Source organism: Arthrobacter sp. SW1 (genome assembly GCF_001766675.1).
GTDB lineage: Bacteria > Actinomycetota > Actinomycetes > Actinomycetales > Micrococcaceae > Arthrobacter.
The window spans coordinates 91,577-117,667 of sequence record NZ_MJLT01000069.1 but is presented as its reverse complement, the minus strand read 5'-3'; the positions used below and the strand labels follow the sequence as shown (position 1 = coordinate 117,667).

26 protein-coding genes and 1 tRNA gene are annotated in these 26,091 nt (G+C 69.2%); 10 read left to right on the top strand and 17 right to left on the bottom strand.

Going from position 1 to position 26,091, the window contains the following annotated elements:
* Window positions 1-108 precede the first annotated feature (108 nt).
* Entirely contained in the window at window positions 109-447 is a 339-nt protein-coding gene (locus BIU82_RS19100; RefSeq protein ID WP_070351044.1) for a YnfA family protein, read from the top strand.
* A 48-nt stretch (window positions 448-495) separates the two neighbouring features.
* Here the strand turns inward: BIU82_RS19100 and BIU82_RS19095 are convergent.
* Window positions 496-582, bottom strand: a tRNA-Leu gene (locus tag BIU82_RS19095).
* 128 nt (window positions 583-710) lie between these two features.
* Here BIU82_RS19095 and BIU82_RS20005 point away from each other — a divergent pair.
* From BIU82_RS20005 to BIU82_RS19085, 3 genes are all read left to right on the top strand, one after another.
* Window positions 711-875, top strand: coding sequence for a hypothetical protein (locus BIU82_RS20005; protein ID WP_171906593.1), 165 nt, complete (start codon window positions 711-713; stop codon window positions 873-875).
* Between the two features lies 1 nt (window position 876).
* A complete protein-coding gene (locus BIU82_RS19090; RefSeq protein ID WP_070351043.1) occupies window positions 877-1,542 on the top strand; it encodes a DUF1345 domain-containing protein in 666 nt (221 codons plus the stop codon).
* A gap of 80 nt (window positions 1,543-1,622) precedes the next feature.
* Window positions 1,623-2,042 (top strand): hypothetical protein, encoded by a 420-nt coding sequence (locus BIU82_RS19085; RefSeq protein ID WP_139146695.1) that lies wholly within the window; start codon window positions 1,623-1,625, stop codon window positions 2,040-2,042.
* Between the two features lie 16 nt (window positions 2,043-2,058).
* Here BIU82_RS19085 and BIU82_RS19080 read toward each other — a convergent pair whose 3' ends face one another.
* From BIU82_RS19080 to BIU82_RS19040, 9 genes are all read right to left on the bottom strand, one after another.
* Window positions 2,059-3,429, bottom strand: coding sequence for a M18 family aminopeptidase (locus BIU82_RS19080; RefSeq protein WP_070351041.1), 1,371 nt, complete (start codon window positions 3,427-3,429; stop codon window positions 2,059-2,061).
* 10 nt (window positions 3,430-3,439) lie between these two features.
* Entirely contained in the window at window positions 3,440-4,354 is a 915-nt protein-coding gene (locus BIU82_RS19075; RefSeq protein ID WP_070351040.1) for an intradiol ring-cleavage dioxygenase, read from the bottom strand.
* Between the two features lie 69 nt (window positions 4,355-4,423).
* Complete coding sequence (locus tag BIU82_RS19070; RefSeq protein WP_171906592.1) at window positions 4,424-4,957, bottom strand: hypothetical protein; 534 nt, start codon at window positions 4,955-4,957, stop codon at window positions 4,424-4,426.
* 56 nt (window positions 4,958-5,013) lie between these two features.
* Window positions 5,014-5,706: a response regulator transcription factor gene (locus BIU82_RS19065; RefSeq protein WP_070351038.1), complete on the bottom strand. Its 693-nt coding sequence runs from the start codon at window positions 5,704-5,706 to the stop codon at window positions 5,014-5,016.
* Window positions 5,703-6,992, bottom strand: a complete 1,290-nt coding sequence (locus tag BIU82_RS19060) for a histidine kinase (protein ID WP_070351037.1) — start codon at window positions 6,990-6,992, stop codon at window positions 5,703-5,705. The genes BIU82_RS19065 and BIU82_RS19060 overlap by 4 nt, the downstream gene beginning before the upstream one ends.
* A gap of 147 nt (window positions 6,993-7,139) precedes the next feature.
* Complete coding sequence (locus BIU82_RS19055) at window positions 7,140-7,994, bottom strand: ABC transporter permease subunit (protein ID WP_070351036.1); 855 nt, start codon at window positions 7,992-7,994, stop codon at window positions 7,140-7,142.
* Window positions 7,991-9,004, bottom strand: a complete 1,014-nt coding sequence (locus BIU82_RS19050) for an ABC transporter ATP-binding protein (RefSeq protein ID WP_083292426.1) — start codon at window positions 9,002-9,004, stop codon at window positions 7,991-7,993. The genes BIU82_RS19055 and BIU82_RS19050 overlap by 4 nt, the downstream gene beginning before the upstream one ends.
* A 118-nt stretch (window positions 9,005-9,122) precedes the next feature.
* Complete coding sequence (locus BIU82_RS19045; protein ID WP_083292425.1) at window positions 9,123-10,724, bottom strand: bifunctional phosphatase PAP2/diacylglycerol kinase family protein; 1,602 nt, start codon at window positions 10,722-10,724, stop codon at window positions 9,123-9,125.
* Window positions 10,725-10,793: 69 nt separating this feature from the next.
* Entirely contained in the window at window positions 10,794-11,573 is a 780-nt protein-coding gene (locus BIU82_RS19040) for an SDR family oxidoreductase (RefSeq protein ID WP_070351035.1), read from the bottom strand.
* Window positions 11,574-11,641: 68 nt separating this feature from the next.
* Between BIU82_RS19040 and BIU82_RS19035 the strand changes: the two genes are divergently transcribed.
* A complete protein-coding gene (locus BIU82_RS19035; protein ID WP_083292424.1) occupies window positions 11,642-12,355 on the top strand; it encodes a phosphatase PAP2 family protein in 714 nt (237 codons plus the stop codon).
* Here the strand turns inward: BIU82_RS19035 and BIU82_RS19030 are convergent.
* The 4 genes from BIU82_RS19030 to BIU82_RS19015 are packed head-to-tail and all read right to left on the bottom strand — an operon-like array spanning window position 12,288 to window position 15,651.
* The gene (locus BIU82_RS19030; protein WP_070351033.1) at window positions 12,288-13,472 is read right to left on the bottom strand and encodes an MFS transporter; all 1,185 of its coding nucleotides are present in this window, start codon (window positions 13,470-13,472) and stop codon (window positions 12,288-12,290) included. The genes BIU82_RS19035 and BIU82_RS19030 overlap by 68 nt on opposite strands.
* Window positions 13,469-14,083 (bottom strand): TetR family transcriptional regulator, encoded by a 615-nt coding sequence (locus tag BIU82_RS19025; RefSeq protein WP_070351032.1) that lies wholly within the window; start codon window positions 14,081-14,083, stop codon window positions 13,469-13,471. Before BIU82_RS19025 ends, BIU82_RS19030 begins: the two co-directional genes overlap by 4 nt.
* Before the next feature lie 4 nt (window positions 14,084-14,087).
* On the bottom strand, window positions 14,088-14,666 hold the full coding sequence (locus BIU82_RS19020; protein ID WP_070351031.1) for a sugar O-acetyltransferase: 579 nt from the start codon (window positions 14,664-14,666) through the stop codon (window positions 14,088-14,090).
* Between the two features lie 25 nt (window positions 14,667-14,691).
* Window positions 14,692-15,651: an AraC family transcriptional regulator gene (locus BIU82_RS19015; RefSeq protein ID WP_070351030.1), complete on the bottom strand. Its 960-nt coding sequence runs from the start codon at window positions 15,649-15,651 to the stop codon at window positions 14,692-14,694.
* A gap of 233 nt (window positions 15,652-15,884) precedes the next feature.
* Here BIU82_RS19015 and BIU82_RS19010 point away from each other — a divergent pair, with 233 nt between their 5' ends.
* From BIU82_RS19010 to BIU82_RS18990, 5 genes are read left to right on the top strand one after another with little or no spacing between them, the layout of a single operon-like run.
* Window positions 15,885-17,285: a sugar ABC transporter substrate-binding protein gene (locus tag BIU82_RS19010; RefSeq protein WP_216099048.1), complete on the top strand. Its 1,401-nt coding sequence runs from the start codon at window positions 15,885-15,887 to the stop codon at window positions 17,283-17,285.
* Window positions 17,282-18,223 carry a sugar ABC transporter permease gene (locus BIU82_RS19005; protein WP_171906591.1) on the top strand — a complete coding sequence of 314 codons (942 nt, stop codon included), beginning with the start codon at window positions 17,282-17,284 and terminating at the stop codon, window positions 18,221-18,223. The genes BIU82_RS19010 and BIU82_RS19005 overlap by 4 nt, the downstream gene beginning before the upstream one ends.
* Entirely contained in the window at window positions 18,220-19,050 is an 831-nt protein-coding gene (locus BIU82_RS19000) for a carbohydrate ABC transporter permease (RefSeq protein ID WP_070351027.1), read from the top strand. Before BIU82_RS19005 ends, BIU82_RS19000 begins: the two co-directional genes overlap by 4 nt.
* Window positions 19,051-19,073: 23 nt before the next feature.
* The gene (locus BIU82_RS18995; protein ID WP_070351026.1) at window positions 19,074-20,087 is read left to right on the top strand and encodes an NAD(P)-dependent alcohol dehydrogenase; all 1,014 of its coding nucleotides are present in this window, start codon (window positions 19,074-19,076) and stop codon (window positions 20,085-20,087) included.
* Window positions 20,084-21,508: an FGGY family carbohydrate kinase gene (locus BIU82_RS18990; RefSeq protein WP_070351025.1), complete on the top strand. Its 1,425-nt coding sequence runs from the start codon at window positions 20,084-20,086 to the stop codon at window positions 21,506-21,508. Before BIU82_RS18995 ends, BIU82_RS18990 begins: the two co-directional genes overlap by 4 nt.
* Window positions 21,509-21,512: 4 nt before the next feature.
* Here the strand turns inward: BIU82_RS18990 and BIU82_RS18985 are convergent, their stop codons facing one another.
* The 3 genes from BIU82_RS18985 to BIU82_RS18975 form a co-directional block, all read right to left on the bottom strand.
* On the bottom strand, window positions 21,513-23,195 hold the full coding sequence (locus tag BIU82_RS18985) for an ATP-binding cassette domain-containing protein (RefSeq protein WP_070351024.1): 1,683 nt from the start codon (window positions 23,193-23,195) through the stop codon (window positions 21,513-21,515).
* Between the two features lie 45 nt (window positions 23,196-23,240).
* Window positions 23,241-24,683, bottom strand: coding sequence for a PepSY domain-containing protein (locus BIU82_RS18980; RefSeq protein WP_070351023.1), 1,443 nt, complete (start codon window positions 24,681-24,683; stop codon window positions 23,241-23,243).
* Between the two features lie 100 nt (window positions 24,684-24,783).
* Window positions 24,784-26,073: an FAD-dependent oxidoreductase gene (locus BIU82_RS18975; protein ID WP_074466473.1), complete on the bottom strand. Its 1,290-nt coding sequence runs from the start codon at window positions 26,071-26,073 to the stop codon at window positions 24,784-24,786.
* Between the last annotated feature and the right edge of the window lie 18 nt (window positions 26,074-26,091).

Genomic DNA, 26,091 nt, shown 5'->3' with positions numbered 1-26,091 from the left:
AATATCTTAGTTCATCTCCCGGGTCCAAGGCTATTCGGCGTGTTACCACCGGAGAACGGGCCATGTGCCCTATGTGGATAACCGGGCCTGTTCGGGAAGACTGGGGCCATGACCATCCTGAAGTCGTCCGTGCTGTTCCTCCTCGCCGCAGCGGCTGAGATCGGCGGCGCCTGGTTGGTGTGGCAGTCAGTCCGGGAGGCCAAGCCGTGGTGGTGGGCCGGGCTCGGGATCGCGGCGCTGGGCATCTACGGCTTCGTGGCCGCGTTCCAGCCCGATGCCCACTTCGGCCGCGTCCTGGCGGCATACGGCGGAATCTTCATCGCCGGATCGTTGGCGTGGGGCATGCTGGTGGATGGCTTCCGGCCCGACCGCTGGGACATCGCAGGCGCCATCATCTGCCTGCTGGGCGTCGCCGTCATCATGTTCGCGCCACGGAACGCCGGATAAGACACTGGGAACAAGAAAGCCCCGGTCCGAAGACCGGGGCTTTCCAATTGGTGCGCGGAGGGGGACTTGAACCCCCACGCCCTATTCGGGCACTAGCACCTCAAGCTAGCGCGTCTGCCATTCCGCCACCCGCGCAGGTGAACCGGAGAAGCGTTTTTCTCCGAAGCAGCGAGAAAGACCGTAGCACGGGAACGGCCCGGGTGCCGATTCGGACACTCCATGGTGCTCCGGAAAATGTCCGATCACACCGCTAGGGTGGCCGTATGGACGCCACAACGCTGAACGCAATCATCCTTCCCGTCGTCTTCGCCGCCATCTTCCTGTACGCCCTCTACTTCGTGGTCCGTTCCGGCGTCCGCGACGGCATCCTGCAGGCGGACCGGAAGCGCGCCGAGCTGGAGCAAGACAGCAACAACGCCCGGATCTGAGATGCCAAGCAGCCAGCGCGCCCGCCGGAAGAAGCTCCGCCTCGCCGTCATGTTCGCCGCCGGAGCCGCCGCCGCGCTGGCCACCGGCGCCGCAGGGAACTGGCTGGCCGCGCCCGTGGTGGGCTGGGTGGTGGCGTCCGCCACCTACGTGCTGTGGGTATGGCTGGTCATCGGGCGCCTCGACCCTGACGCCACGCGGCGCCACGCAACGGAAGAGGACCCCTCACGCGGGGCGAGTGAATTGCTGATCCTCGGCGCCAATCTGGCGAGCCTGGTGGCGGTTGCCGCCGTCGTCGTCGGATCACACCAGAACGACGACGGCGGGCTGGCCGGGCGGCTCGCTGCGGGAGCGCTGTCCCTCCTGAGTGTCGCGCTGTCCTGGATGCTGGTCCAGACCCTGTTCACGCTCCGCTATGCCGAGCTGTACTACGCCACGGACGTGGGCGGGGAGGTGGGCGGCATCAGCTTCAACCAGGAGCGCCCGCCACAGTACACGGATTTCGCGTACCTGGCCACGAGCCTCGGCATGACCTACCAGGTGTCCGACACGAACCTTGAAAACCACCGGATCCGTGCCGAGGCACTCAAGCACAGCCTGCTTTCCTACCTGTTCGGCACCGTGATCCTCGCGGCGACGATCAACCTGGTGATCGGCCTGGCGGGGTAGGCGTTACCCGGGATAACGGTTCGGGCCCAAAACCGGCCGGCGCGTTCCCGTTGCCAGGGCGTCAGCGTAGGCTCACGCGCATGAAGCCCCGGGGGATACTTCTGGCGATTGTTGGCTTGGCGGTGGTGCTGCTGGGCGTCATGGGCCTGGCTATGGCGCAGCCGCGGGCGTGCACCGCCGAGCTCACAACCGCGCTGTTGCCGATCACGCTGGAGTTCGCCGGCGAACCGGTATCGGTGGCGGCCTGCATGGACGCCGGCTGCACTCCGCGGCCGCTTTCCCGGAAGGACGACGGCGCCTGGCAGCTCCCGCAGGAGCTGCGGGTCACGTCAGGGCCGGCCTCCGAGCCGCCGGCCGCGCGGACGGTCACCGTCACCGCGAGCTACCGCGAAGGGCACACGACCACGCAGAGCTTGCCGCTCACCCTCAAGGAACAGCCGGAGATTCCCGGCTGCGGAGGAACCCGGACGGTCGAATTCCTCCCCGTCCGGGTGCCCTGACTGCCCGGGGGGAGCCCTACGCCGCCGTCCGGAAGAACAGCTCCGACACCACTGCGAGCGAGTGCGGATCCGCGGTTCCGCAGAGTTCGCGGGCGGAGTGCATGGACAGCAGCGGGATCCCGACGTCCACGGTCCGGATACCCAGCCGCGTAGCCGTCAGCGGGCCGATGGTGGAGCCGCAGGGGATGTCGTTGTTGGAGACGAACTCCTGATACGGCACCCCGGCCTCGCCGGAGAGCCGGGCCCAGAACGCCGCGCCGGTGGCGTCCGTGGCGTAGCGCTGGTTGGCGTTGATTTTCAGCAGCGGGCCGCCGTTGAGGATGGGCCGGTTGACGGGGTCGTGGCGTTCCGGATAGTTGGGGTGCACGGCGTGGCCGGCGTCCGCGGAAACACAGAACGACGCGGCGAAGGCCTGCCGCCGTTCGCTGACCGTGGCGCCCAGGCCGTCGGAGACGCGGGTCAGGATGTCTTCCAGGATCGGGCCGCAGGCGCCGGAGCGGGAGGCCGAACCGATTTCCTCATGGTCGAAGGCAGCGAGCACGGCGATCGGGCCGCCTGCCTGGGTTCCGTCCGCGGCGTGCGCGATCAGGGCAGCGAGGCCCGCGTGGGTGGAGGAGAGGTTGTCGAGGCGACCGGAGGCGAAGAATTCGCTCCGCGCGCCGAATACCGCGGGCGCCTGGGTATCGGCAACCACAATGTCGTAACCCCCGATCTGGGCCGGATCCACAGCAAAGGCGGGGTCCACCGCGGCCGGCGCGCCGCCGTCGTCGGGCGTTGAGCCGTCGTCGTGCGCGCCGACAGGGGAGACCGCCGCGGCAAGCACGCCGAGCAGGTCCTCTGCGGCAGGGTCGCCCAGGCCGAACACCGGATTCATGTGCTGCTGCTTGCCCAGGGCCAGGCCCTCGTTGACGGCGCGGTCCAGGTGGATGGCCAGCTGCGGGAAGCGCAGCAGGGGACCGGTGGCGGTGAGGTGCTCGGTGCCGTCGAGCATGACGAGCCGGCCGGCCAGGCGGAGCTCGCGGTCCAGCCAGGAGTTCAGCAGCGGCCCGCCGTACACCTCGACGCCGGCCTGCAGCCAGCCGAACTTGCCCGTGGTGGGCTTGGGCTTGAGCTTGAACGACGGCGAATCCGTGTGCGTGCCCAGGATGTTGAAGGGCGTGGCCGGGCCGGCGCCTTCCGGGACCACCCAGGCGATGAGCGCGCCGTCGCGGATCACGTAGAACGCGCCATGGGCGCTGCCCCAGGCCTCCGCTTCGTCCAGTCCGGTGAAGCCTGCGGCGTCGAGGCGGCGGGCGGCTTCGTGGACGGCGTGGAAGCTCGACGGCGACGCGGTAACGTACTCGCCGAGGTCCTGGATGTGCTCTAGTGCGGTGGCATGTAAAGGCATGGCTCCGAGTCTAGATGGTCACATTGAGCGCGGCCGTGTAGCCCGCCGACGCCGAGCCGCTCATCGCCGCCAGCTGGTAAACGCCGCCGTCGTCGCCGAACACGTTGTCCGATTGCAGCGTGGTGTTGGGGAAGTTCCGGGCGCTCGTTTCGTAGCCGGCGGTGGCGTACACATCCCGGCAGGCGGCGTCCGTCAGGGCGATCTGCGAGACCGCCAGGAGCTGCCCTGCACTGGTGGCGTTGCTGAGGGATTCGAAGACCTCGAAGTGGATGTGCGGCCAGCGCCCGTTGTACGCGCCGGGGAAGATCGTGGTGAACGTGAGCTGGCCGTTGGCGTCCGCCTCCTGGACGCCGCGCAGGAAGTTCTCGTTCTCCAGACCGGAATCGTAAAGCGAGTAGCGGCCCTCGCGGTCGCAGTGCCAGGCGTACACGGCGGCACCGGCCAGCGGCACGCAGCCGTTCGAGTTGTCCAGCAGGGTGAGCGTGACGGTGAGCGGAACGCCCTCGGCCTTGGTGCTCGACGTCCCGAAGCTGGAGGTGATGTCCTTCCGTACCACGCCCGAGGCCTCCAGCACGTTGGGCCCGTTCGAGCCGTCGCCGGGGTACGGGCCGGCGGTTTCCTGCGGGATCTCGACGCCGCACTCGGCAAACGCCCGGGTCACGCCTGAGGACGCGGAAGCCGACGGTGAGGCGGACGACGACGGCGACGCGGCCGCCGTCGTACTGGCAGCGCTGCTTGAGGTGCTGGCGCTTGGAGTGCCGCCGCTTCCCGCCGGGGTGCAGGCGGCGAGCGCCGCGGTGGCTGCGCCGCCGAAGAGCACACCGAGGGTGCGGCGGCGGCTCAGGAGGGTGGAGAGGTCGAACTCTAGGCCGCGGTCGTGGTCAGGGTGGGGGCCGTTTTCGGGGCCGTTGCTTGAAGTGGTCATGGATCCATGGAAGCCCGCCGCCCTGTGCCGTGTACATGGGGTTCCTGTGGCGGGGCTGTGAGGGACAGGCTAGGCGCGGTGGTTGTCCTCAAGGAGGACAAGTGACGAAGCGCCGCAATCAAAACGAATCCGGGGTTGCATCAGTAGGAAGCGTGTTCTGCCCGGCGGCGTCGTCACAGCGCAGCGGCAACGTTGCGCGAGTTCTTCAAGTACGGAAACCATTTCCCCGCGGTTCCTGTAAGTGATCAGAATTTCTTCACTGTGTGCGGCAAGGCCATCGGAAGCGTATTCAATGAATGCCGTGTCCGCGCTGGGAAAATAGACCTTGAGGAGCGGCTGGCTCGACACCGTGATCATGTGTACCGGCGATTCGCCGAAAGCATGGTCAACGATGTCCGTCTCAACGACGGCGCTTCCTGCGTTCCGGCTCTCCCAGATTTCGCGGAACGCCGCACAGAGCTCGTGAGGTGTTACCTCGAAGCCGGAGCCTTCGCCCGCCCACATTCCCATGGACCAATCATCGCTGCCCGCGGGCACCCAGACATTCGCCCTGCAGATAATGCGGGTTTCGCGGCCCGGACGTCGCGTGATCTGCAGGACCAATCCGGAAGCGGCCCTGTGAGCCGCCCCAAGGCCGCGGGCCGACCCAAAAAGCCCCCTCAGTAATCCGGGTTGTTGCTCGGCACCACCAGGCCGCTTTCGTAGGCGTACACCACCACCTGTACCCGGTCCCGCAGGTGCAGCTTGGTGAGGATGCGGCGCACGTGGGTTTTCACGGTGGCTTCGGAGAGGAAGAACCTGTGCGCGATCTCCGCATTGGACAGGCCCTCCGCGATGGCCTGGAGCATCTCGGTTTCGCGCGGGGTGAGTTCGTCCAGCAGCGGGTCCCGAGGCGCAGGGGCCGCGTGCTGGCCGGCTCCGCGGACGTAGGTTTCCAGCAGCCGCTGCGTGACCCGCGGCGCCACCACGGCGTCCCCGCTGGCCACCAGCCGGACGGCGTGCACCAGTTCCTCCGGCGCCACGTCCTTGAGCAGGAACGCCGAAGCCCCCGCCTGCAGCCCGGCGAAGGCGTACTCGTCCAAGTCGAAGGTGGTGAGGATGATGACCCGGGCGGCGCAATCGGCGGCACTCAGGCGGCGGGTGGCCTCGATCCCGTCCATGCCCGGCATCCGGACGTCCATGAGGATCACGTCCGGCTGCAGCGCCTCGGCCTGGGCCAGGGCGTCGTTGCCGTCGGAGGCCTCGCCCACCACCTCGACGTCGTCCTCGCCCTCCAGGATGAGCCGGAAGCCCATGCGAAGCAGCGGCTGGTCGTCCACCAGCAGCACTTTGATCGTTCCGTCTCCGGTCATGGCTTCCCCTTATCGCCGTTCCAGTTCAATTCAGCACGCACCCGCCAGCCACCGTTCGGCCCGGGCCCTGCGTCCACGGTTCCCGCGTAGATCCGCGCCCGTTCCCGCATTCCGTTGATGCCCTGCCCGGTTCCCACAGCTCCGCTTCCCCCAACGGAAACCTCGCGGGAATCGCGCGGTTCGCGGCCGTCGTCGAGCACGTCAATGGTGACCCGGTCGCCGTCCCGCAGCACGCGCACCTCCACCAGGCCGGGCGAGCGGCCGTACCGCAGCACGTTGGTCAGCGATTCCTGCACGATCCGGAACACCGTGAGCCGGAACGCCGGGTCATCCGGCAGGGCCGGGCCGGTGTGCGAAAAGTGCAGCGGCAACCCGGCCGTGCGGAAGCCTTCCAGCAAGGTGGCGAGGTCCCCGGAATCGGCGGGGACCAGCGGCGCGGGGCGGCCGGAATCGTCGCGCAGCACCCCGAGGACGCGGCGCATGTCCGCGAGCGCGGTGCGCCCGGTGCGGGACAGTTCGCCGAGCACCTCGGCGGCGCGTTCGGGATCCTTCCGGACCACGACGGCGGCGCCGTCCGACAGGCTGACCATCACCGTGAGCGAGTGCGCGACGACGTCGTGCATCTCCCGTGCGATCCGGTTCCGTTCCGTCACGGACCCCAGCTGTGCGGTGCGGGCCGCCCAGGCGCGGATTTCGGCCTCGTGCTCGCGGCGCTGCCGCACGGAGATGCCGATGCCGGTGGCGATCAGGCTGGCCGCCATGATTGTGGCCGCGGTGGCGATGTTGCTGATGAGCTGGTAGTTCTCCGGCAGTTCCTGGAGGTCGCGCGCGCTTTGCGGCGTGGTCCACATGAAAAGGTAAAGCAAGGCGAGTGGCAGGGTCGCCGCTCCGGCAACCACCAAGGCCTGCGTGCGTGGCTTCACTACGGCAACGGCATACAGGGCGAACCACAAACCGGCCGAACCGTTGGTGCCCCACGGACTCAGGAGGGTGACCGATACTTCCAGGACCGCGACGGCGGCTGTCACCATGAGCGGATAGTGGCGGCGCAGGAACAGCACCCCCGCCGTGGCCAGCAACAGGGCTGCAGCAAGCCACTTTCCCTCCACCAGTGCATTGATGAAGGTAGCCAGGGCCAGGAGCAGGTAGCACAGCACCACCACGGCATCCATGGCGCGCGGGTGCTCGAAGAAGTAGCGGCGGATGCGGCCGCGCCGGCGGGCCGTGATCTCGGCGAAGGAAGCCTCGGCGGCGGGGGCGTCCTTTACCGGGGCTTCCTCACTCATGGCTTGAGCCTAGCCCGGCGAGCCCGGCAACGGTCCTGCCAAAGTCCAGCCCGGGTTCGCGGGAGAGCTGCGGGGTCGCCGGAAAGTTCCAGCGACCCCGCAGCGTTCCGGCGACCTCGGAGGGCGACGGTGCAAATACAGCGCGGATCAAACGTCCCGCTTCTTCAGGACGAACATGGCCAGGACAACCGGGACAACAACCCAGGCGCCCAGCACCAAGGCGGCCTGCCAGGCCTCCAGGGTGTCCGGAACATGTTCGACGGCGGTGAGCGGGTTGATCGTGTTGCCCGGCAGGTATTTGCGGGCCTCCTCGAAGAACTCGCCGGGGATCAGCTGGAAGGCGATCGGGGCGACGAAGAACAGGCCCACCAGGCTCATGATGCCGCCCGCGGAATTGCGGAGCAGGCTGCCAAGGGACATGCCGATGGCTGCCACAGCCGCAACATAGATGCTGTTGACGATCAGCAGCTTGATGGACTGCTGGCTGCCAAGGTCCAGCTTCAAATCAAAGCTGTCCAGGATGGGAAGTGAAACCAAGCCCGCAATGTAGGTGGAAACAGCAGTCAGGATGAAGGACGCTACGGCCACCACCGCCAACTTGGCGAGGAACGGCTGGGTGCGCCGGGGAACCGCTGCGAAGGTGGAACGGGCCATGCCGGTGGTGAATTCAGAGCTCATCAGCAGCACGCCGAGTGAACCCAGGATCAACTGGGCAAACGCAATACCGGAGGTCGGTACGGTGATCGCAAGGTCGCCGCCCTGCGCCGCCATGGCTGCGGCAGCCTCCGGATCCTGTGCGGCGGCGTCGGCAAACTGTCCCGTGCCCCACGCTGAAAGTGCCGCGAAACCGACCATGACCAGGGCCGTGCAAGCCAACAGGATCTTGGTGCTCATGAGCGTGCGGAACTTGATGAATTCCGAGTCCAGAACGCGCAGGAAATTGACGCCGTGGCCGGCGGCGGAGGAGGCCGCGGCCTTGCGGGATACGGTTGCGGTCCTCATCGCCGGGTTCCTTCCATGGTGGCCGCGGGGGCGGAGAGTGCGGGGTTGCCGGGGGCGCCCGGCGCAGCGGGGCCGCCGCGGTTTCCAGGTGCGCCGGTGCCGGACTCCAGGTGCGAGTGGTACTCCACCTCGTCCCGGGTCAGCTGGAAGTAGGCTTCCTCAAGCGAGGAGGTCAGCGGCGTGAGTTCGTAGATCAGCACGCGGTGTTCCAGGGCCAGTTCGGCGATCCGGCGGGGGTCGATGCCGGAGACTTCCAGGGTTTCGGGCTCGTTCTGGTCCACGCGCACGCCTTCGCCGGCCAGGAGTACGCCCAGCCGGGAGGTGTCCGGGGTGCGGACCAGGGTGCGCTTGCGGGTCTGGCTTTCGATCAGGGCGTCCACGGTGGTGTCCGCGATGATCCGGCCGCGGCCGATGACGATCAGGTGGTCCGCCGTCTGCGCCATCTCCGACATCAGGTGGCTGGAGATGAACACGGTCTTACCTTCGCGGGCGAGATACCGGGCCAGGTTACGGACCCACTGCACGCCTTCGGGATCGAGGCCGTTGACGGGTTCGTCCAGGATGAGGGTCTGCGGATCGCCGAGGAGCGCGTTGGCGATGCCCAGGCGCTGCCCCATGCCGAGCGAAAATCCGCCGGCCTTCTTCTTCGCGACGGCGCTGAGTCCGGTCATGTCGATGACCTCGTCAATGCGCTTCTTCGGGATGCCGTGCGTGGCGGCCATGGCGCGCAGGTGGTTGTAGGCACTGCGGCTGGTGTGCACGGCCTTCGCGTCGAGCAGGGCGCCCACCTGGTGCAACGGGGCCTTGTGCTTGGCGTACGGCAGGCCGTTGACCGTGACATGGCCGGCGGTGGGCCGGTCCAAGCCCATGATCATGCGCATGGTGGTGGATTTCCCGGCGCCGTTGGGGCCCAGGAAGCCCGTGACCTTTCCGGGCTGGACGGTGAAGCTGACGCCGTCGACGGCGGTTTTCTCGCCGTAGACCTTTCGCAGCCCTGTTGCCTCGATCATGGAAGCGTTCCTTCCCCTTCGCTGACGCTGGGTGTTTGACGGTACCTACTACGCTAGCCACACCCGGCCCGCGATTCGCCTGTCCCAGGGATGATTCAGGGTCCGGTCAGGGTAGTCCTCATGGATGATCCGGAGCGTTTTCCATCTGGGGTGCCGACGGCGAGTACACGCGGAGGCGGCCCGGCCGCACAAGGAAGCCGGCGGTGCGCACCCCGGCGAGGGGTTCGCCGTCGACCGCCAGGACGAGCGGTGGGCCGACCGCCTCGACGCTGAGCCGGGTGGCCTCGCGCAGATGCGTCACCTTGGAGCTTCCCGCGGTTCCGGTGAGGACCGCCCACAGCAGGCGGAGCCGGGCGAAGGGTTCGTCCGCGGTGACTATGCGGACATCCAGCACGCCGTCGTCCATCACGGGGCGGGCCAGCGGCGCGAGGTCCCGCGGGTAATAGCGCCCGCGGCCCAGGTACAGGATCCAGATCCGGTGCCGGACGCCGTCGATCATCAAGGTGGTGGGCGAGGCCGCCGCGAAGGTCCGCAGCCCCGCGATCAGCCCGGCGAGCGGCTTGCCGAGCGCACCCTGCAGGCGTTCGCGGCGGCGCACCAGATTGGGATACACGCCGATGCTGGCCGTGTTGAGCATGGCGATATCGCGGACCTCGTCCGTTCCTTCCTGCCCGCGCCCCACCGTCACCCGGGCCAGGTCCACCCGCATTCCGCTGCCCGCCTCCGCGGCCGCGGTGGCGTCCTCGAGGGTGCTGATGCCGGCGTCGCGGGCGAAGTGGTTGAGCGTTCCGCCGGGCAGCACCAGCAGCGGGAGTCCATGCACGACGGCGGACGCGGCCGCGGTGCCTACGGTTCCGTCGCCGCCCCACACGCCCAGGGCTTTGGTTCCCGGCCGCGTGGCGGCGTCCTCGACGACGGCGGCGAGGTCTTCGCCGTCGACCTCGAAAATATGCGCTTGGGGGAATGCTTCGCGCAGGAGGTCTCCGGTCTCAGGCGAGTAGGAGCCTCCCTTGACGTTGACCACGATCGCCAGCCCGGCGCCGTCGTCGATCTTCGCCAGGGTTTCCGGACTACGGCGCGGCTCCGGCTGCGCCTCGCGTTCCGGCCACCAGCGGCGGGTCAGGAGTGCCGCGCCGGCACCGATCGCCGAGCCGAACACCACGTCCGAGGGCCAGTGCGCGCCGGTATGGACGCGCGAATAGGCGACGCCGGCCGCCACCGGAGCCAGCAGTGCGCCGAGGGCGGGGTGCACGAACGCGGCGCCCAGGGTGAAGGCAACGGCGGAGGCAGAATGCCCGGACGGCATGGAGGAACTGAGCGGCTGCGGGTGGACGAAACGGAAGACGGGCAGGTGCTCAGGCAAGGGCCGGGCCCGCGGAAGGAGGGTCTTGAAGCCGAGGTTGGTGACAGCGGAGGCGACACCCAGCGCGAGGAGGCCATGGACGGCGGCGCGGCGGGGCTTTCCGGGCACTGTTGCCATCGCGCCGGCCACCGCGAACCACAGCTTGCCCTTGGTGGCCGAGGCGGAGAGGTTTCGGAAGAAGGCATCGTGGTTGCCGTGCGGCCAGCGCGAAATCCGGCGGAGCAGCGCTCGGTCGAAGTCGGCGACCCGGCCCGGACCGCGGCGGACGGCGGCGGTAGTCAGGGCGGCAGGGGTCAGGGCGGCACGGCTCAGCCGGGTGGCGTGGCTGAGGAATGCTCCGCGCGGAATGGTGGCCATGGGGACACGGTACCCGGCTTGGCTGGACGCGGCAGAGCCTGCCGCACTCCGGGCGACATCCCGCCGCCCTCAGCCGGCCTTGAAGCCGCCGTTGCTATGCAGGAGCTGGCCGTTGATCCAGGACCCCGCTTCGGAAAAGAGGAACCGCACCAGGTTCGCCGTGTCCTCGGCCGTGCCAAGGCGTCCGGCGGGGGTCGCTTCGGTCAACCAGCTGCGGGTTGCGTCGTCCATCCACCCGTTGTCGATCGGACCCGGGTTCACCACGTTGGCCCGGACTCCGCGGCCTGCCAGTTCGACGGCGGCCGCCGTGACGAGGCGGTCGAGCGCACCCTTGCTGGCCCCGTAGGGAAGATTGTGCACGGTGTGGTCGCTCGTCAACGCGACGATCCGTCCACCCACCTCGCCGGGCGCGGATGGCTCGGGCAGCTGCCCGGCGAACGCCTTGATGAGGAGCCAGCTGGCACGTGTGTTCACGGCGAAGTGGCGGTCCCAGCTTTCAAGGCTCGTCGTCAGGATCGAACTGTCCACGGATTCCGCATGCGAGAGGACGAGCCCGGTGACGGGGCCCAGGGCCTGCGCCTCGCGGATCAGCTCGGCTGGCACCGCCGGATCGCCCAGGTCGCCCGGAACAAGCCGGACCGTGGCGCCGGCTTCCCGGCATTCCGCGGCGATCGCCTCAGGATCGCCGGCGTCCCGCACCATGCCGAGGCGCTCATCGTAGGGCTGCCAGTAGTTGAGGACGAGGTTCCAGCCGTCCTGTGCCAGGCCTGTTGCGAGGCGTGCCGCGATCGAGCGGCGCCTCCCGACGCCCGTCACGAGCGCGACTTTCGAAGGATTGCGCGTGCTCATGGACCGACTCTATGGGATGGCAGCGGCCTTGCTCCTCCTAGGATCCTTGCTCCTCCTAGGATGGACGGATGGGGAGCCTTCAGCCGCGCAGACTCAGTCCGGGCGTGACCATCGCCGCCGCCATCGTCCTGCTCGCCATCGCCGCGGTCTTCGCCGGCTTCCTGCTGCAGGGTCCTCAAAACCCACCGTTCCAGCCCTCGGACACCGCGTGGCATGACGCCATGCTCGGCGCCCGCAACCCCTTCTGGGATGCCGTGAACCTGGTGCTGAACTGGGCGGGCTACACGGGCATGTTCGTGTTCCATGCCCTGCTGGGCGCGGTGCTGCTGGTCCGGCGTCGTCCGAAGATGGCGCTCTTCAGCGTGGTGGCAGGCGTGGTGGTGACCCTCCTGGTCCAGGTCCTCAAGGTCGTTATCCAGCGACCGAGGCCCTTGGACGCCGGGGTTTTCACCGAAACGTATTCATACCCCTCGGGGCATGCTTCGAGCACGGCTGCGTTCGTGGTGGCCTCGGCGCTGCTGATTGGCCGGGCTTGGACCTGGCTTCTCGCGGCATTGGGCGCGGTGGCGATGATGCTCAGCCGCACCTACCTTGCGGCGCATTGGCTCAGCGATGTGGTCGGCGGAGCATGCCTGGCCACCGCGGTGGTACTGCTGCTGTGGCTGCCGGTCCAGGAAGCATGCCTCCTGGAGAATACTGACGCCCGGAAGATCCTTACTTGGAAGGCAAGGGTTTCGCGGCGCCGGCAAGGAGCAGGGCCAGCAGGATCGGCGCACCGATAGCCAGCAGCGCAACCCGGATGCCGGTGTGGTCGCCCAGGAAACCCAGCAGCGGCGGGCCGGCGAGGAACGCCACGTAGCCGATCGTGGACACAACGGACACCCGGGCCGCCGCGTGCTTCGGATCGTCGGCGGCAGCGGACATGCCCATCGGGAAAGCCAGGGCCGCGCCGATGCCCCACAGGCCCGCCCCGATTCCGGCCAGCACGATGTTCCCCGCGAAGACAAACAACGCCAGGCCCACTGCGGCGGCACCCATGCTGGCGCGCAGCACGGCCACGCGGCCGAAGCGGTCGATCGCACGGGCACCGAAGAAGCGCATGAGCGTCATGGCTGCCACGAACAGCGCGAACAGCAGGGCGCCGGTGGATTTGCTGGCATGCAGGCCGTCGACGGCGGCCTTCGCGATCCAGTCGTTGCCCGCGCCTTCCGTGAGGGTGGCGCCGAGCACGACGACGCCGATCAGCAAGGTGCGGCCGTCCCGCCAGGCGGAGGAACCCTTGGCGGCGGCAGCACCGCTGTCGGGCTCGGTGTGCGCGGCGACATGCGGGATGAAGTATCGCGGCGCGGTCAGTGCCAGGGCCACGGCGACGGCGGCAATCACCAGAAGGTGCTCGGGCAGGCCGACGCCCAGCTGGGAGAGTCCGGCGCCGATGAGCGCGCCCAGGAAGGCGCCGCCGCTGAACGCGGCGTGGAACTGCGGCATGATGGTGCGGCCGAGGCGGTGTTCGACGTCGGCGCCCTCGATATTCTGCGCCACGTCCCAGAAGCCGACGCCCATGCCCAGGAAGAAGAGGCAGATGGCCGTGGGCACCACGGCGGCGGCCATGAGCGACAGCGCCACGCCAACTCCCGCAGCGCCGAGCAGCAGGCCCGCGTAGCGGACGGCGTTGGCGGTGCCGATCCTGGCGATCGCCCAGCCGCTGGAGGGCAGGGCGACCAGGGAGCCGACGGCGATGCAGAGCAGCAGCGAACCGATCTGTCCCGAGCCGAGCTGCAGGAGCTCGGCGACCGCCGGGATGCGCGCGGCCCAGCTGGCGAAGACCAGGCCGTTCATGCCGAAGACCAGGAAGGTGGCCGCGGCGGCGGCCCGGACGTTGGTGCTGGTGGTGAGGGTCATGGCTTCGGGGCTTCCGTGGTTGGCGAGGATGCGGTTCGGGGAGGTACGGCGGTAATGCGGGCCACCGCTTCGGCGGTGCGTTCGCGGCTGTGCGGGGCGGAGTCGGGAAGCCCGGGGCCGGGTTCGGCGTCAAGGGCGGCGTGGATGGAGAGGCCTTCGATCAGGGCGTCCAGCATGCGGCAGGTTTCGGCGTCGAAATGCAAACCGAGCGCGCGCCGGCTGCGTGCCATCCAGTCGCGGGTGATCCGGCGGAAGGCCGGCTTCCGTGCCGCCAGCGTGTAGAGCTCGTGGGTGAGGACAAGTTCGCGTTGCGAGTCCAGGAGGTCCTCGTGGATCAAGTCCACCACGGCCTGCCGGGCGGCGTCGATCCCTTCGGCCCGGCCCAAGCGTTCGTCGAAACGGTCCGAGATGGAGGTGCCGAAGCGGGTGAAGGCCTCGGCGAGCAGCTCGTCCATGCCGTTGAAGTGATAGCTCATGGAGCCGAGGGGGACCCCGGCGTGGGCGGCGATCTTCCGGTGCGAGGCTCCGGCGACACCCTCGGCCGCGATCACGTCCAGGGCGGCGCCGATGATCCTGTCCCGGCGCTCGGGATCGAAGCGGCGGGTGGCCACCGGCTCAGATTTCCTTGATGACGCGGGCCGGATTGCCCACCGCCACGCAGTTGGCAGGCACATCCTTGGTGACCACTGCGCCGGCGCCGATCACCGAGTTCTCGCCGATGGTGACGCCCGGGAGCACGATCGCACCGCCGCCCAGCCACACGTTGTCCCTGATGGTGATGGGCTGTGCCCCCTCGAGGCGGTCGCGGCGGGGCTGCGGTTCGATGGGATGCGTGGGCGTGAGCAGCTGGACATTCGGGCCGATCTGGCAGTCCTCGCCGATGGTGATGGCGGCGACGTCCAAGGCCGTGAGGTTGTAGTTGATGAACGTCCGGGCACCCACGGAAATATATGTTCCGTAATCGACATATATCGGCGCCTTGATGTGGACGTCTTCGCCCACACTGCCCAGGAATTCCTTCAGGATGGCCTGCGATCCCAGCGGGTCTTCCGGGTACGCGGCGGCGAACTTTGCCTGCAGGGACATGGCCCGCTGGGCTTCCTTTTCGCTGTGGGGATCGTCGTCGATGTACAGGTCACCGGCGAGCATGCGTTCGCGGTTGCTGCGCGGATCTCCGGCGAAGTAATCAGTCATGCGTACGATCGTACACATGATCGCGTCATCCTGCCGCGCTCTTCCGGTACGCAAGCGGCGTGCAGCCGTACTCCTCGCGGAATTGCCGGTTGAAGTTGGAGAGGTTGCGGTAGCCGGAGGCCTGCGCGACGTCGGCCACGCTCAGCTCCGAAGTGTCCAGCAGCGTGCAGGCGTGCGCCAGGCGGAGCCTGCGGACCATGTCGCTGAAGGTCTGGCCGCTGGCGGTCTTGAAATAGCGGGAGAACGCGGAGTCGGACATCCCCGCGGTGCGCGCGGCCACCGAGAGGCGGACGTCGCCCAGCAGGTTCGCGAAGATGTAGTCCAGCGCCGCGCCCACCACATCCTGCGCCCGCGCGTCGCGGGTTGCGGGGTTCCATGGCGCGGACAGGCTGCGGCATTCGGCCGCGGGCGCGTCGGCCAGCAGGTGCAGCAGCTCGAAAGTCCGCGCCACCCGCCCGGCGCCCTCCGCCGCACCCAGGGAGGTAAGCAGCCTGGCGCCTTCGACGGCGGTGTCCCCGAGGAATTCGATCCCGCGCACCGAAGCGGCCAGCAGCGTATCCAGCGAGCGCAGCTCAGGCAGCAGGCCCTGGCAGGCGCGGATCCAGCGGTCATGGAACTGCAGCACCACATCGCGTCCGACGGCCACCTCGCCGCCGCCCGGATCGCCGCCGTCGGGATGTCCGGCGAGGCCGCCGCCCGCACGGCCGCCGGAGCGCCCCGCAGCGAAGTCGCTGATCCAATCATGCGGAACTTCGGGGCCCACGAGCACCAGCTGCCCTGGGCCGAAACGGCCCACCGAATCGCCCACGATGTAGCGGCCGGAGGTGCTGGTGATCAGGTGCAGTTCGTATTCGGGATGGAAGTTCCAGCGGGCCAGCGGGCTGGGGTAATCGTGCCGGTGCCAGCGCGTGGAGTACCGCGGATCCTGCGGGATGACCTCCAGGTCGGCCGCGTCCTTCCGGACCGGCGAAATGGTGCTGCTCACGGAATCCTCCCTGTGACCGATGCCACGAATCGGAAAAATAGTATCGGAATTGTCCCTCCAAGGCGCTAGTCGCCGTTGTTCCGGCAGCCATACGGTGGATACCACTCCCCTTGAACTGCGGGCCCCGGCAAAGAATTGCGCGGCCCGGCCGGCACTGCCGCCGGCATCCACCACGAGAGGCAATGATGCATACTCACCTCGGCCGCCCCTTGCCGCGAAGGCGGTTCTTCGCCTTGGCCGGCGTCACTGCGGGCACGCTCCTGAGTTCCTGCGCCGCCCCGCGCACCCCCGTTCCCGCCGCCACCGGCGGCGACCCCTGGCGCCGCTTCGCCGGCGCTGAAATCAACGTCATCTCCGAAAACACCGCCCCCACCGCCGCGATCGCCGCGGACCTGGCCCCATTCACGCAGCTGACGGGCGTGAAGGTGAACATCGTGAGCCTGGAACTGCAGGCCCTGGTGCAGCGCGTGGCCCTGGACATGGCCGGCGGCCAGGCCCAGTACGACGTCATCTACGCCGATCCGTACCAGGTCCTCGCCCCGTACCACGACGGCCTGGCAGACCTGCGCGAGTTCATCGACGACCGTACGTACCCACCGCTGGAGGGCGGGCTGGGCGACTTCGTCCCCACCCAGCTGGCCGCCGCGGGTTCCTTCGGCGACGGCGGCCAGGTGTACGCGCTGCCCTACGACGCACCAACCATGGTGTGGCAGTACCGCGCCGACCTCTTCGCCAAGTACCGCAGCCGCATGGAGGCCGAGCTCGGCTTCGATCCCACCCCGGGCCCGGAGCGCACCTGGGAGGAGTACCGGAAGATCGCCGAATGGTTCAACGGCGTGGACGACGTCCCCTACGGAACCGGCCACCAGGCCAAGCAGCACGACTCGCTCATGTGCGATTTCTCCAATGTGCTGTGGTCCTACGGCGGCGACTACTTCGAGAACGGCCAGGAGCTGGGACTCAAGGGAAGCACGACGCCGGGCCGTTGCCTCCTGCGCGAGCCCGCCGCCGTCGAGGCCGCTGAGTTCTACCGCTCGCTCGTGTCGATCGCACACCCCGGATCGCTCGGCTGGGACTGGGACGGCGTGGGCACGGCGCTGCGCGCCGGCCAGATCGCCATGGCCCCAAACTGGCACGAATACGCCGCCTCGAACGAATCCGTGCTCCCCGGCAAGGTGGAGTACGCGCCGCTGCCGCGCGGCCCGCACCGTTCGGCCAACATCTACGGCGGCACGGGCATCGGCATCAGCGCCAACTCCTCCGGCGCCCGCCGCGGTGCTGCCTGGCTCTTCGTCAACTGGGCCACCTCGCCGGGAACCCAGCTCTCCAACCTGAAGTCCAAGGTGGGCGGCGGAACCCCCACGCGGAACTCCCTCTACGAACTGCCCGAGGCGAAGGCCGCCATGCACCGCCCCTCCGCGCTGCCGAACATGCTCACCGCCACGGCAGTGGGCGCCGCCTGGGAGGCCGAACGGATCGGCCTGCGCCCCAAGATCCCCATGTGGAACGAGTGCGATACCGCCCTCTTCACCGAACTTTCCCGCATGCTCGCGGGCCAGCAGACCGCCAAGGACGCCATGAACCGTGCCGCCGACCGCATCGACCGCATTGTCGCCAGGGGGTGGGCCGCATGAGCGCCACCCGCACCGACGCACCCGCCAAGCGCGCCGCCGTCGTACGCGCTTCGGGCGGGAACCCCAGGCGCAAGGAACGCATCGGCTTCACCGGCTGGCTCATGGCCCCGAGCGTGGGGTTGCTCGGCCTGCTCTCGATCGTCCCGCTGGTGGCGCTGATCGCCATGAGCTTCAGCCGCGTGCGGCTGCTGGGCGGGGTCCGCTTCGAATGGGTGGGCCTGGACAACTGGGCCCGGGCACTCGGCGACCCCGAGCTGTGGAAGAGCTGGGGCCTGACCATCGGCTACTTCCTGGGAACGCTCGGCGTCGAAATGGCGCTGGGCCTGGCCATCGCACTGCTGATCTCCCGCGTCACCCGCGGCCGCGGCCCGCTCATGGTGCTGGTGCTGCTGCCGATGTTCGTGGCGCCGTCCATCGTGGGCCTGCTGGGCCGCTACCTGGTTGACCCCACCTTCGGGCTGTACGCCTGGTTCCTGCGGGGCTTCGGTTTCGGCGGGGACGTCCTGGGAAATCCGACGACGGCGTTCCTCGCCGTGACGCTGATGGACGTGTGGGAGTGGACACCGCTGATCGTGCTGATCGCCCTGGCCGGCCTCACCAGCGTGAACCCGTCCGTGCTTGAAGCCGCGGCGCTGGACGGCGCGGGCAGCTGGGCCACCCTGCGCCACGTCATCCTGCCCTCCATCTCCGGGATCCTGCTGGTGGCCCTGCTCATCCGCTCCATGGACGCCGTGCGCTACTTCGACATCATCACCGTCACCACCAACGGCGGGCCGGCGGATGCCACCAAGATCGTGCCGCTGCGGCTCTTCGAAACCGGCTTCCGCTTCTTCGACCTCGGCTACGCCGCGGTGATCGGCCTCATGATGCTGGCCGTCACCATCGCCGTCGCCCGCCTCTTCGTCCGCCTCCTCAATGGAAAGGCAGCCCAGTCATGAAGTCTCCACTCGCCCTCCGCGTGCTGGGCACGGCCGCCCTCGCCGCCGTCGTGCTCTGGACCGTCGTTCCGCTGATCTGGATGCTGATGGGCTCCTTCAAGTCCACCGCGCAGGTGACCTCGCCGGATCCGGTGTTCTTCTTCCTGCCCACCCTGGAGAACTACGTGCGCCTCTTCACCGGCGCCAACAACCTCAGCCCGTACCTGCTGCACTCGGTGGTGGCCGCCGTCGGCTCCTCCGTGATCGCCACGGTGCTGGGAACACTGGGCGGCTACGGCCTGTCCCGGACCAAGATGAAGGGCAAGGCCTCCCTCTCCTTCTGGTTCATCTCCACCCGCATGGCCCCGATCGCCGCCGTGGTGCTGCCGCTGTTCCTGATGTTCCGCCTGGCCGGACTGGTGGACACGCTGCCCGGCCTGATCCTGGCGTACCTCAGCTTCAACCTGCCGTTCGCCGTGTGGATCATGAGCGCGTTCTTCGACGGCGTGCCGCCCTCGCTGGAGGAATCGGCCCGGGTGGCCGGCTGCACCCCGTGGCAGGCGTTCTGGCACGTGGCGCTGCCGCTGTCCAAGGCCGGGCTGGTGACGACGGCGGTGCTGTGCCTGGTGTTCGCGTGGAACGACTACGCCTTCGCCACCATCATCTCCGGCCCCAACTCGCAGACCCTGCCGATCGCTGCCACGCAGCTGGTGACGCAGACCGGCGTCGACTGGGGCCAGCTGACCGCCATCGGAACCATCGTGGTACTCCCGATGATCCTGGCCGGCATCGCCGTCCGCCGCTGGCTGGTGACCGGCATGACCCTGGGCGCCGTCACCGGCGAATAACCCCGTTCTTGAAAGGAAATCCCATGGAAAACCCCTCAGCCGTGCTGCACGCCGCCGGCGAGCTGCGCATCGAGGAGCGCCCCGTCCCGGTCGCCGGGCCCGGGCAGGTGCTGGTGCGCGTCGAGGCCACCGGCATCTGCGGCTCGGATGTGCACTACTACGAGCACGGCCGGATCGGCGACTTCGTGGTCAACGCGCCCATGGTGGTGGGCCACGAGTCGGCCGGCACCGTGGTGGCGGCGGGCGAGGGCGTGGACCCAGCCCGCATGGGCCAGGCCGTGGCCCTGGAGCCCGGAGTGCCGTGCCGACGCTGCCATGAGTGCCGGCACGGGCGCTACAACCTGTGCCCGGACGTGCAGTTCTTCGCCACCCCGCCGGTGGACGGATCGATCGCCGCGTTCGTGGCCATCGACGCCGACTTCGCCCACCCTGTCCCTGCCGGGTTGGAGCTGGAGCAGGCCGCCATGGCCGAGCCGGTTTCCGTGGGCGTGTGGGCCGCGCGCAAGGCCGGAATCGGCCCGGGGGACCGGGTGCTGGTGACCGGTGCCGGCCCCGTGGGCCTCTTCGCCGCGCAGGTGGCCCGGGCCTTCGGCGCCTCCCACGTGGCCCTGACCGACATGAACGCCTTCCGCCTGGCCACGGCCCGGGAGCTCGGCTTCGCCGCCCACCGCGCGGACGAAGCGCTGGCCGGGGAGTTCGACGTACTGATCGAATGCTCCGGTGCCCAGGCCGCCCTGACCGCCGGCATCAACGCCCTGGCCCCCGCCGGCCGCGCCGTCCTGGTGGGCATGGGCGCGGATACCGTGCAGCTCAGCGTGCCCCTCGTCCAGGGCCGCGAGCTCAGCATCACGGGCATCTTCCGCTACGCCAACACCTACCCCACGGCGCTCGAGCTGCTCGCTTCAGGGCAGGTCCGTACGGACGCGGTCATCACCCACCGCTTCGCCCTGGAGGACACCGAAGAGGCCCTCACCCTGGCCCGCCGCGAGCCCGAATCACTCAAGGCCGTGGTTGGTCCGGTAACCGCACGCCCGTGACCGAGGTGATCGGCGTCGACTCCTCGACGCAAAGCACCAAGATCCTGCGCGTGGACGCCGAAACCGGCAAGGTCCTCGCGCAGGGGAGCGCCCCGCATCCGGATGGCACCGCTGTCGACCCCTCTGCGTGGCGGGAGGCCCTGCTCGCTGCCGCCGGTTCCGATGGAACCCACGACGGCGAAACGTACGACGGCGGCCTGCTTGCCGGGGCTGCGGCCGTCTCGGTTGCTGCGCAGCAGCACGGCATGGTCGCCTTGGACCGCGACGGCGAGCCGGTGATGGACGCACTGCTGTGGAACGACACCCGCTCGGCCCCGCAGGCCGCCCGGCTGCGCGAAGCGTTCGGCGAGGAATTCTGGGCGGGGGAGATCGGCGTCGTGCCGGTCCCTTCCTTCACCATCACCAAACTCGCGTGGCTCCGCGAGGAGCGCCCGTCGCTGGCAGATCGCGTGGAACGCGTGCTGCTGCCGCACGACTGGCTGACGTGGCAGCTCGCGGGCCGGCCGGTGGAGGCGGTCACGGACCGCTCGGACGCTTCCGGTACCGGCTACTACTCCGTCCCGGAGGGCCGCTACCGGCACGATGTCCTGGAGCACGCCTTCGGCCGGGTGCCCGAGCTGCCGCGGGTACTGGGAGCTGCGGAGGCCGCGGGCGAGACGTCCGGCGGGGCGCTGCTCGGGCCGGGCTGCGGGGACAACGCCGCGGCTGCACTGGGTTTGGGGCTGCGGCCGGGCGACGTGGCCGTGAGCATCGGGACCAGCGGCACGGTATTCGCCTCAGCCGCCTCGTCCCGGCCTGATCCTTCCGGGGCGATCGCGGGATTCGCCGACGCCACCGGCAAGGGCCTGCCCCTGCTGTGCACGCTCAACGCCGCGCGGGTGCTGGACGGCACCGCGCGCCTGCTGGGCCGATCCCTGGAAGAGCTCGACCGGCTGGCCTTGGACGCCGCACCGGACGCGGGCGGGCTGGTGCTGCTGCCCTATCTCGACGGCGAACGCACCCCTGACCTGCCCGGCGCCACCGGCACGCTGCGTGGCATGCGCCTCGCCAATCTGGGTGCCGAGAACATGGCCCGGGCCGCGGTGCTCGGCGTGCTGTGTTCGCTGGCCGAGGCCCTGGACCGCCTGCGCGCGTCCGGGGTGCCGGTACGACGCGCGGTGCTCACCGGTGGTGCCGCCCGCTCCCGGGCGGTGCGGGAGGCAGCCGCGGAACTGTTCGGCGTCGAGGTCTCCGTTCCGAAACCGACGGAGCACGTGGCGCTGGGCGCGGCCCGGCAGGCCGCCTGGGTGCTCTCCGGCGCCGCGGAACCGCCCGCATGGGAGCCGCCTAACGGCACCGTGCACGCGCCCTCCGGCGCCGCCTGGGCCACAGAAGTGCGCGGCCGCTACGCCGAAGAACGACTGCGGGTGTACGGGGTGTAGGGCGCTACCGCGCCCGCTCCACCCGGCTTTCGTCCCACACGGGCTCAGCGGATTCGTAGACCTTGCCGTCCGAGCCGAATACCAGGAAGCGGTCGAAGGACTTGGCGAACCAGCGGTCGTGGGTCACGGCAAGGACGGTGCCTTCGAAGGCGTCGATCGCGCGTTCCAGGGCCTCTCCCGAGTGCAGGTCCAGGTTGTCCGTGGGCTCGTCCAGGAGCAGGAGCGTGGCGCCGGAAAGCTGCAGCAGCAGGATCTGGAAACGGGCCTGCTGGCCACCGGACAGGGACTCATACTTCTGCTCGGCGGAGCCCACCAGTCCGTAGGAGTCCAGGGCGCCGGACGCGGCTTCGCGGCCCAGGCCGGAGCGGTGCTCATCGCCGCGGTGCAGGATGTCCAGCAGGGTGCGGCCCATCAGGTCCGGCCTGGAGTGCGTCTGGGCGAAGAAACCGGGCCGGATGCGGGCGCCGAGCTTCACGGTGCCTTCGTGCGGCACTTCGGCGATCTCGACGTCTGACACCGGCAGGTGCTCGCGCTCTGGATCGGTGCCGCCCGCGGCGAGCAGCCGCAGGAAATGGCTCTTCCCGGAACCGTTGGAACCGAGTACGCCCACGCGGTCGCCGAACCAGATCTCGGTGGAGAACGGCTTCATCAGTCCGGTGAGTTCCAGCTTCTCCGCCACCACGGCACGCTTGCCGGTGCGGCCGCCGCGCAGGCGCATCTGCACGTTCTGCTCCAGCGGCAGGGCCTCGGGCGGGCCGGCTTCCAGGAACTTGGCCAGGCGGGTCTGGGCGGCCTGGTACTTGTTGGCCATGTCGGAGCGGAACGCGGCCTTGGTCTTGTACATGTTGACCAGTTCCTTGAGCTTCACGTGCTCTTCGTCCCAGCGCTTGCGCAGTTCTTCGAAGCGGGCATTCCGGTCCGCACGGGCCTCCACGTACGTGCCGAAGCCGCCGCCATGGATCCACGCGCCGGCGCCGTTGATGCCCGGCTCCAGGGTGACGATCCTGCCCGCCGCGTTGTTGAGGAGTTCACGGTCGTGGCTGATGAAGAACACGGTCTTCTTCGACTCGTTGAGCTTGCCTTCCAGCCAGCGCTTGCCGGGGACATCCAGGTAGTTGTCCGGTTCGTCGAGGAGCAGCAGGTCATCCGGGCCGGCGAAGAGCGCTTCGAGGACCAGGCGCTTCTGCTCGCCGCCGGACAAGCTTGAGGCGCGGCGGTGCTGGGCCTTGTCGAAGGAAATCCCCAACGCGGCCATGCAGACCTCGTCCCAGACGGTCTCGACGTCGTAGCCGCCCGCATCTCCCCAGTCCACGATCGCCTGGGCGTAGCGCATCTGGGTGGGTTCGTCGTCGTGCTCCATCATGGCGAGCTCGGCGTCCTCCACGGCCTTCGCGGCGGCGGCGAGCGCGGGCGGCGCGGCGGACACCAGCAGGTCACGCACGGTGGAGTCGTCCCGTACCTGGCCCACGAACTGGCGCATGATGCCCATGCTGCCGGAACGTCCCACGGTGCCTTCGTCCGGCGTGATGTCCCCGGCGATGATCTTGAACAGGGTGGTCTTGCCCGTTCCGTTGGGCCCGATCAGCGCCGTCTTGCTGCCGTCCGGGACCTTGAAGGTCACGCCGTTGAGCAGCTGGGTGCCGTCGGAGAGGAAGTAGTCGATGCCGGAGACGTCAATATGGGCCACCGCCCCATCTTCCCACGCGGCGGGCAAGCCCCCGACGACGGCCGGTCACCTCACAGGCGACGGCCGCCGTCGTTTGATGAGCCCCAGCACGCAGTCCAGCGCGACGAACGCGAGCAGGCTCCAGCCCAGTAGGGGCAGGAAGATCCCTACCGCCACCATCAGGGCAATCACGGCAAGGACGCCGGCCCGCGGACCGTTCAGGAAACCACCGCGCGGCGCGGGGCCGAAGGCCCAGGCGCTGCCCCTGGTGGGCCGCCGCTTCCACCACATCACGTAGCCCCACACGATCATGGCGCAGAGGCCCGTGGCCACGAGGAACAGGAATATCTGGTTCGGCAGGCCAAACAACAGGCCCATATGGCCCGCGATCGCCCAGCGGGTGAGCTTCGCGGCAGGCCCGAAATCATCGAAGTCGGCGCGGCTGGTCACCGTTCCCGCAGCGGGATCCACGGCCACCACGCTCGCCGTTGCCGACCATTCCCTTCCGGCCTCGGTCACCGTCCATGCCTTGTGCGGACCCGTGGGGACGGCGATGTCGATCATGCGCGCGGTGATGACATCGGCCCGCGCGATGCGCAGCACCTCGTCGAAGCTTTCCGGGCGGACCGCGGCATTCCCGGAGGCATCACCACCGTGGCCGGAGTGTTCGCCGTGGCCACCATGGTCCGCGGCATCGTGTCCGGGGAGGACGGTTGAAACCGTGGGCGTGGTCCAGCCGAGGGCGCCGCGGAGGGCCGTGATGTTCTCCCCTGCGCGGGCGGACCAGCTCAGGCCGCTGGAGGAGAGGAACAGGAAGGCCACCAGCAGCACGGCGCCGGTGGTGCCATGGAGCCGGAGAATCCGGGACCTGCCGGAAGTGGCCCGGCGTACCGGGTCCTGGCGCGTGCCCTCCCGGGTGCGCTCCCGCCGTCGTCGGTCCAGCCAGAGCAGCAGCCCGCCCAGGGCGACAAGCCACAGCCAGGACGCCGCCAGTTCGCTGTACATACGGCCCGGCTCACCGAGGTTGAGCGAGCGGTGAAGGTTGGAGATCCAGGTCCGCAGGGGCAGGGAACCGCTCCCGCCGTAGCTGGGCAAGTCGCCGCGGATCTCAGCGTTCCCGGGGTCCAGGAAGATCGTCCGGAACTGAGACTCACCCAGCGACGGGTCCGCGAACAGCACCCTCGCGGTGTCCTCCGGCCCGGGCGCCGGCCGCACGGACACCGGAGCCGCCCCCTCCATGTGCTCGACGGCGGAGCGCACCTGGGCGGACAACGGCAAAGGCTCCGGCACCGGATCAACGTGGAGTTCCCGCGCGTACAGCACCTTCTCCAGCTGCGGGGTCAGGGCGTACAAGCCGCCAGTCACGGCAGCGATCAGGAGGAAGGGCGCCGCCAGGATTCCGGCATAGAAATGCAGCCTGAGCAGGAAGGCCCGGAACCAGGCGCCGCCATTCACGGGCGGGGAGGAAACAGACTGCTCCGGTACGGCGTCTCTGGTGGATGGCTGCATGGCGGAATCTGCCCCCCTAGTACGAATTCCCCGAGCAACAAGCTCAAGGCAGACGTTAGGCAGGTCAAGAATTGTCAGTCAACAAGCCTGCGGCGGCGCCTCACCGCACGGCCGACTGCCGCCGTCGGGCGAACTCCGGAGCGTGCTCCGGCCGCGGACCGAAGGCGATCAGCAGCGCCGGCAGCTTGCGCAGCGCCGGGACGTGCCGCACCAGGAAGACAAGGGGCGACGGCGGCCCGCTCGCCTCGCCGGACACGGCCGGGCCGAAGATGACCTTGTGGAGTCCGCGCTGGATGGCCTGCAGGACCACCGTGGGGAACCAACGACGGCGCTGGACGGCCGCGAGGTCCTGCTCGCTGAGCGTTCCGCGCAGCAGCGGTCCGGCGAGGCGGGCCGCTGCAGCCACGGCGTCCTGGATGGCCAGGTTGATGCCCACGCCGCCGGCCGGGGACATGGCGTGCGCGGCGTCGCCGATCAGCAACAGGCCCGGTTTGTGCCAGCGGCTGATGCGGTTCAGCTTCACGTCCAGCAGGTGCAGATCGTCCATGGAGCGGATTTCGCCCACCCGGTCCGCCAAGTCCGGGCGAAGCCGGGCCACGCGCTGCCTGAAACTCTCCACGCCCTCGGCCCGCAGCTGCGGATCCTTGCCCTTTTCGGCGAAGTAGGCGATTTGGTAGAACTCCCGGCGGGTCAGGCTGAGGAGGACCTCGCTCCCGGCGAATCGCGGCACCAAGGTGGAGATCTGCGCCTGCTCGTCCTCGCTGCGCGAGAGCCGGAACCACCACGTATCGAACGGCACGGGGAACTCCTGTGGCACCAGCCCGGCGGCGTGGCGCAGCACCGAGCCGCGGCCGTCGCAGGCCACGGTGAGATCGGCCAGGATGGCTCCGGTGCCGGTTTCGGCTCCCGTTTCGGGGTCACGGGTGCGGTAGGAGACGCCGGTGACCCGGCCGCCGTCGTTGGCGCCGTGCAGCAGGCCGGTGGCTTCGGTGTTCATCCGGAGGGTGAAGCAGGGCTCTTCTTCGGCGGCCGCCGTCAGGAAATTCAGGAGGTCCCACTGGGGGACCATGGCCACGTAGTCGTAGGGCGGGTTGAGGCGGTCGAAATCGGCAAGGGTCACTTCGCCGCGTGGCGTGGGCAGCCGGAAGTTCCCCAGCTTGTTCTGCGGCAAGGCGCGGAAGCCGTCGCCGAGGCCGAGTTCGTCCAGGAGCCGGATGGTGGAGGCGTGGACGGTGTCGCCGCGGAAGTCGCGGAGGAAGTCGGCGTGTTTTTCGAGGACGGTGACCTCGACGCCGGCCCGCGCCAAAAGGAGGCCGAGCATGATCCCCGCGGGACCGCCGCCCGCGATGACGCATGTTGTGGTTTCTGTCTGTGTATCCGGCTGGTGCACGGGACCTCCCCAGTGGCC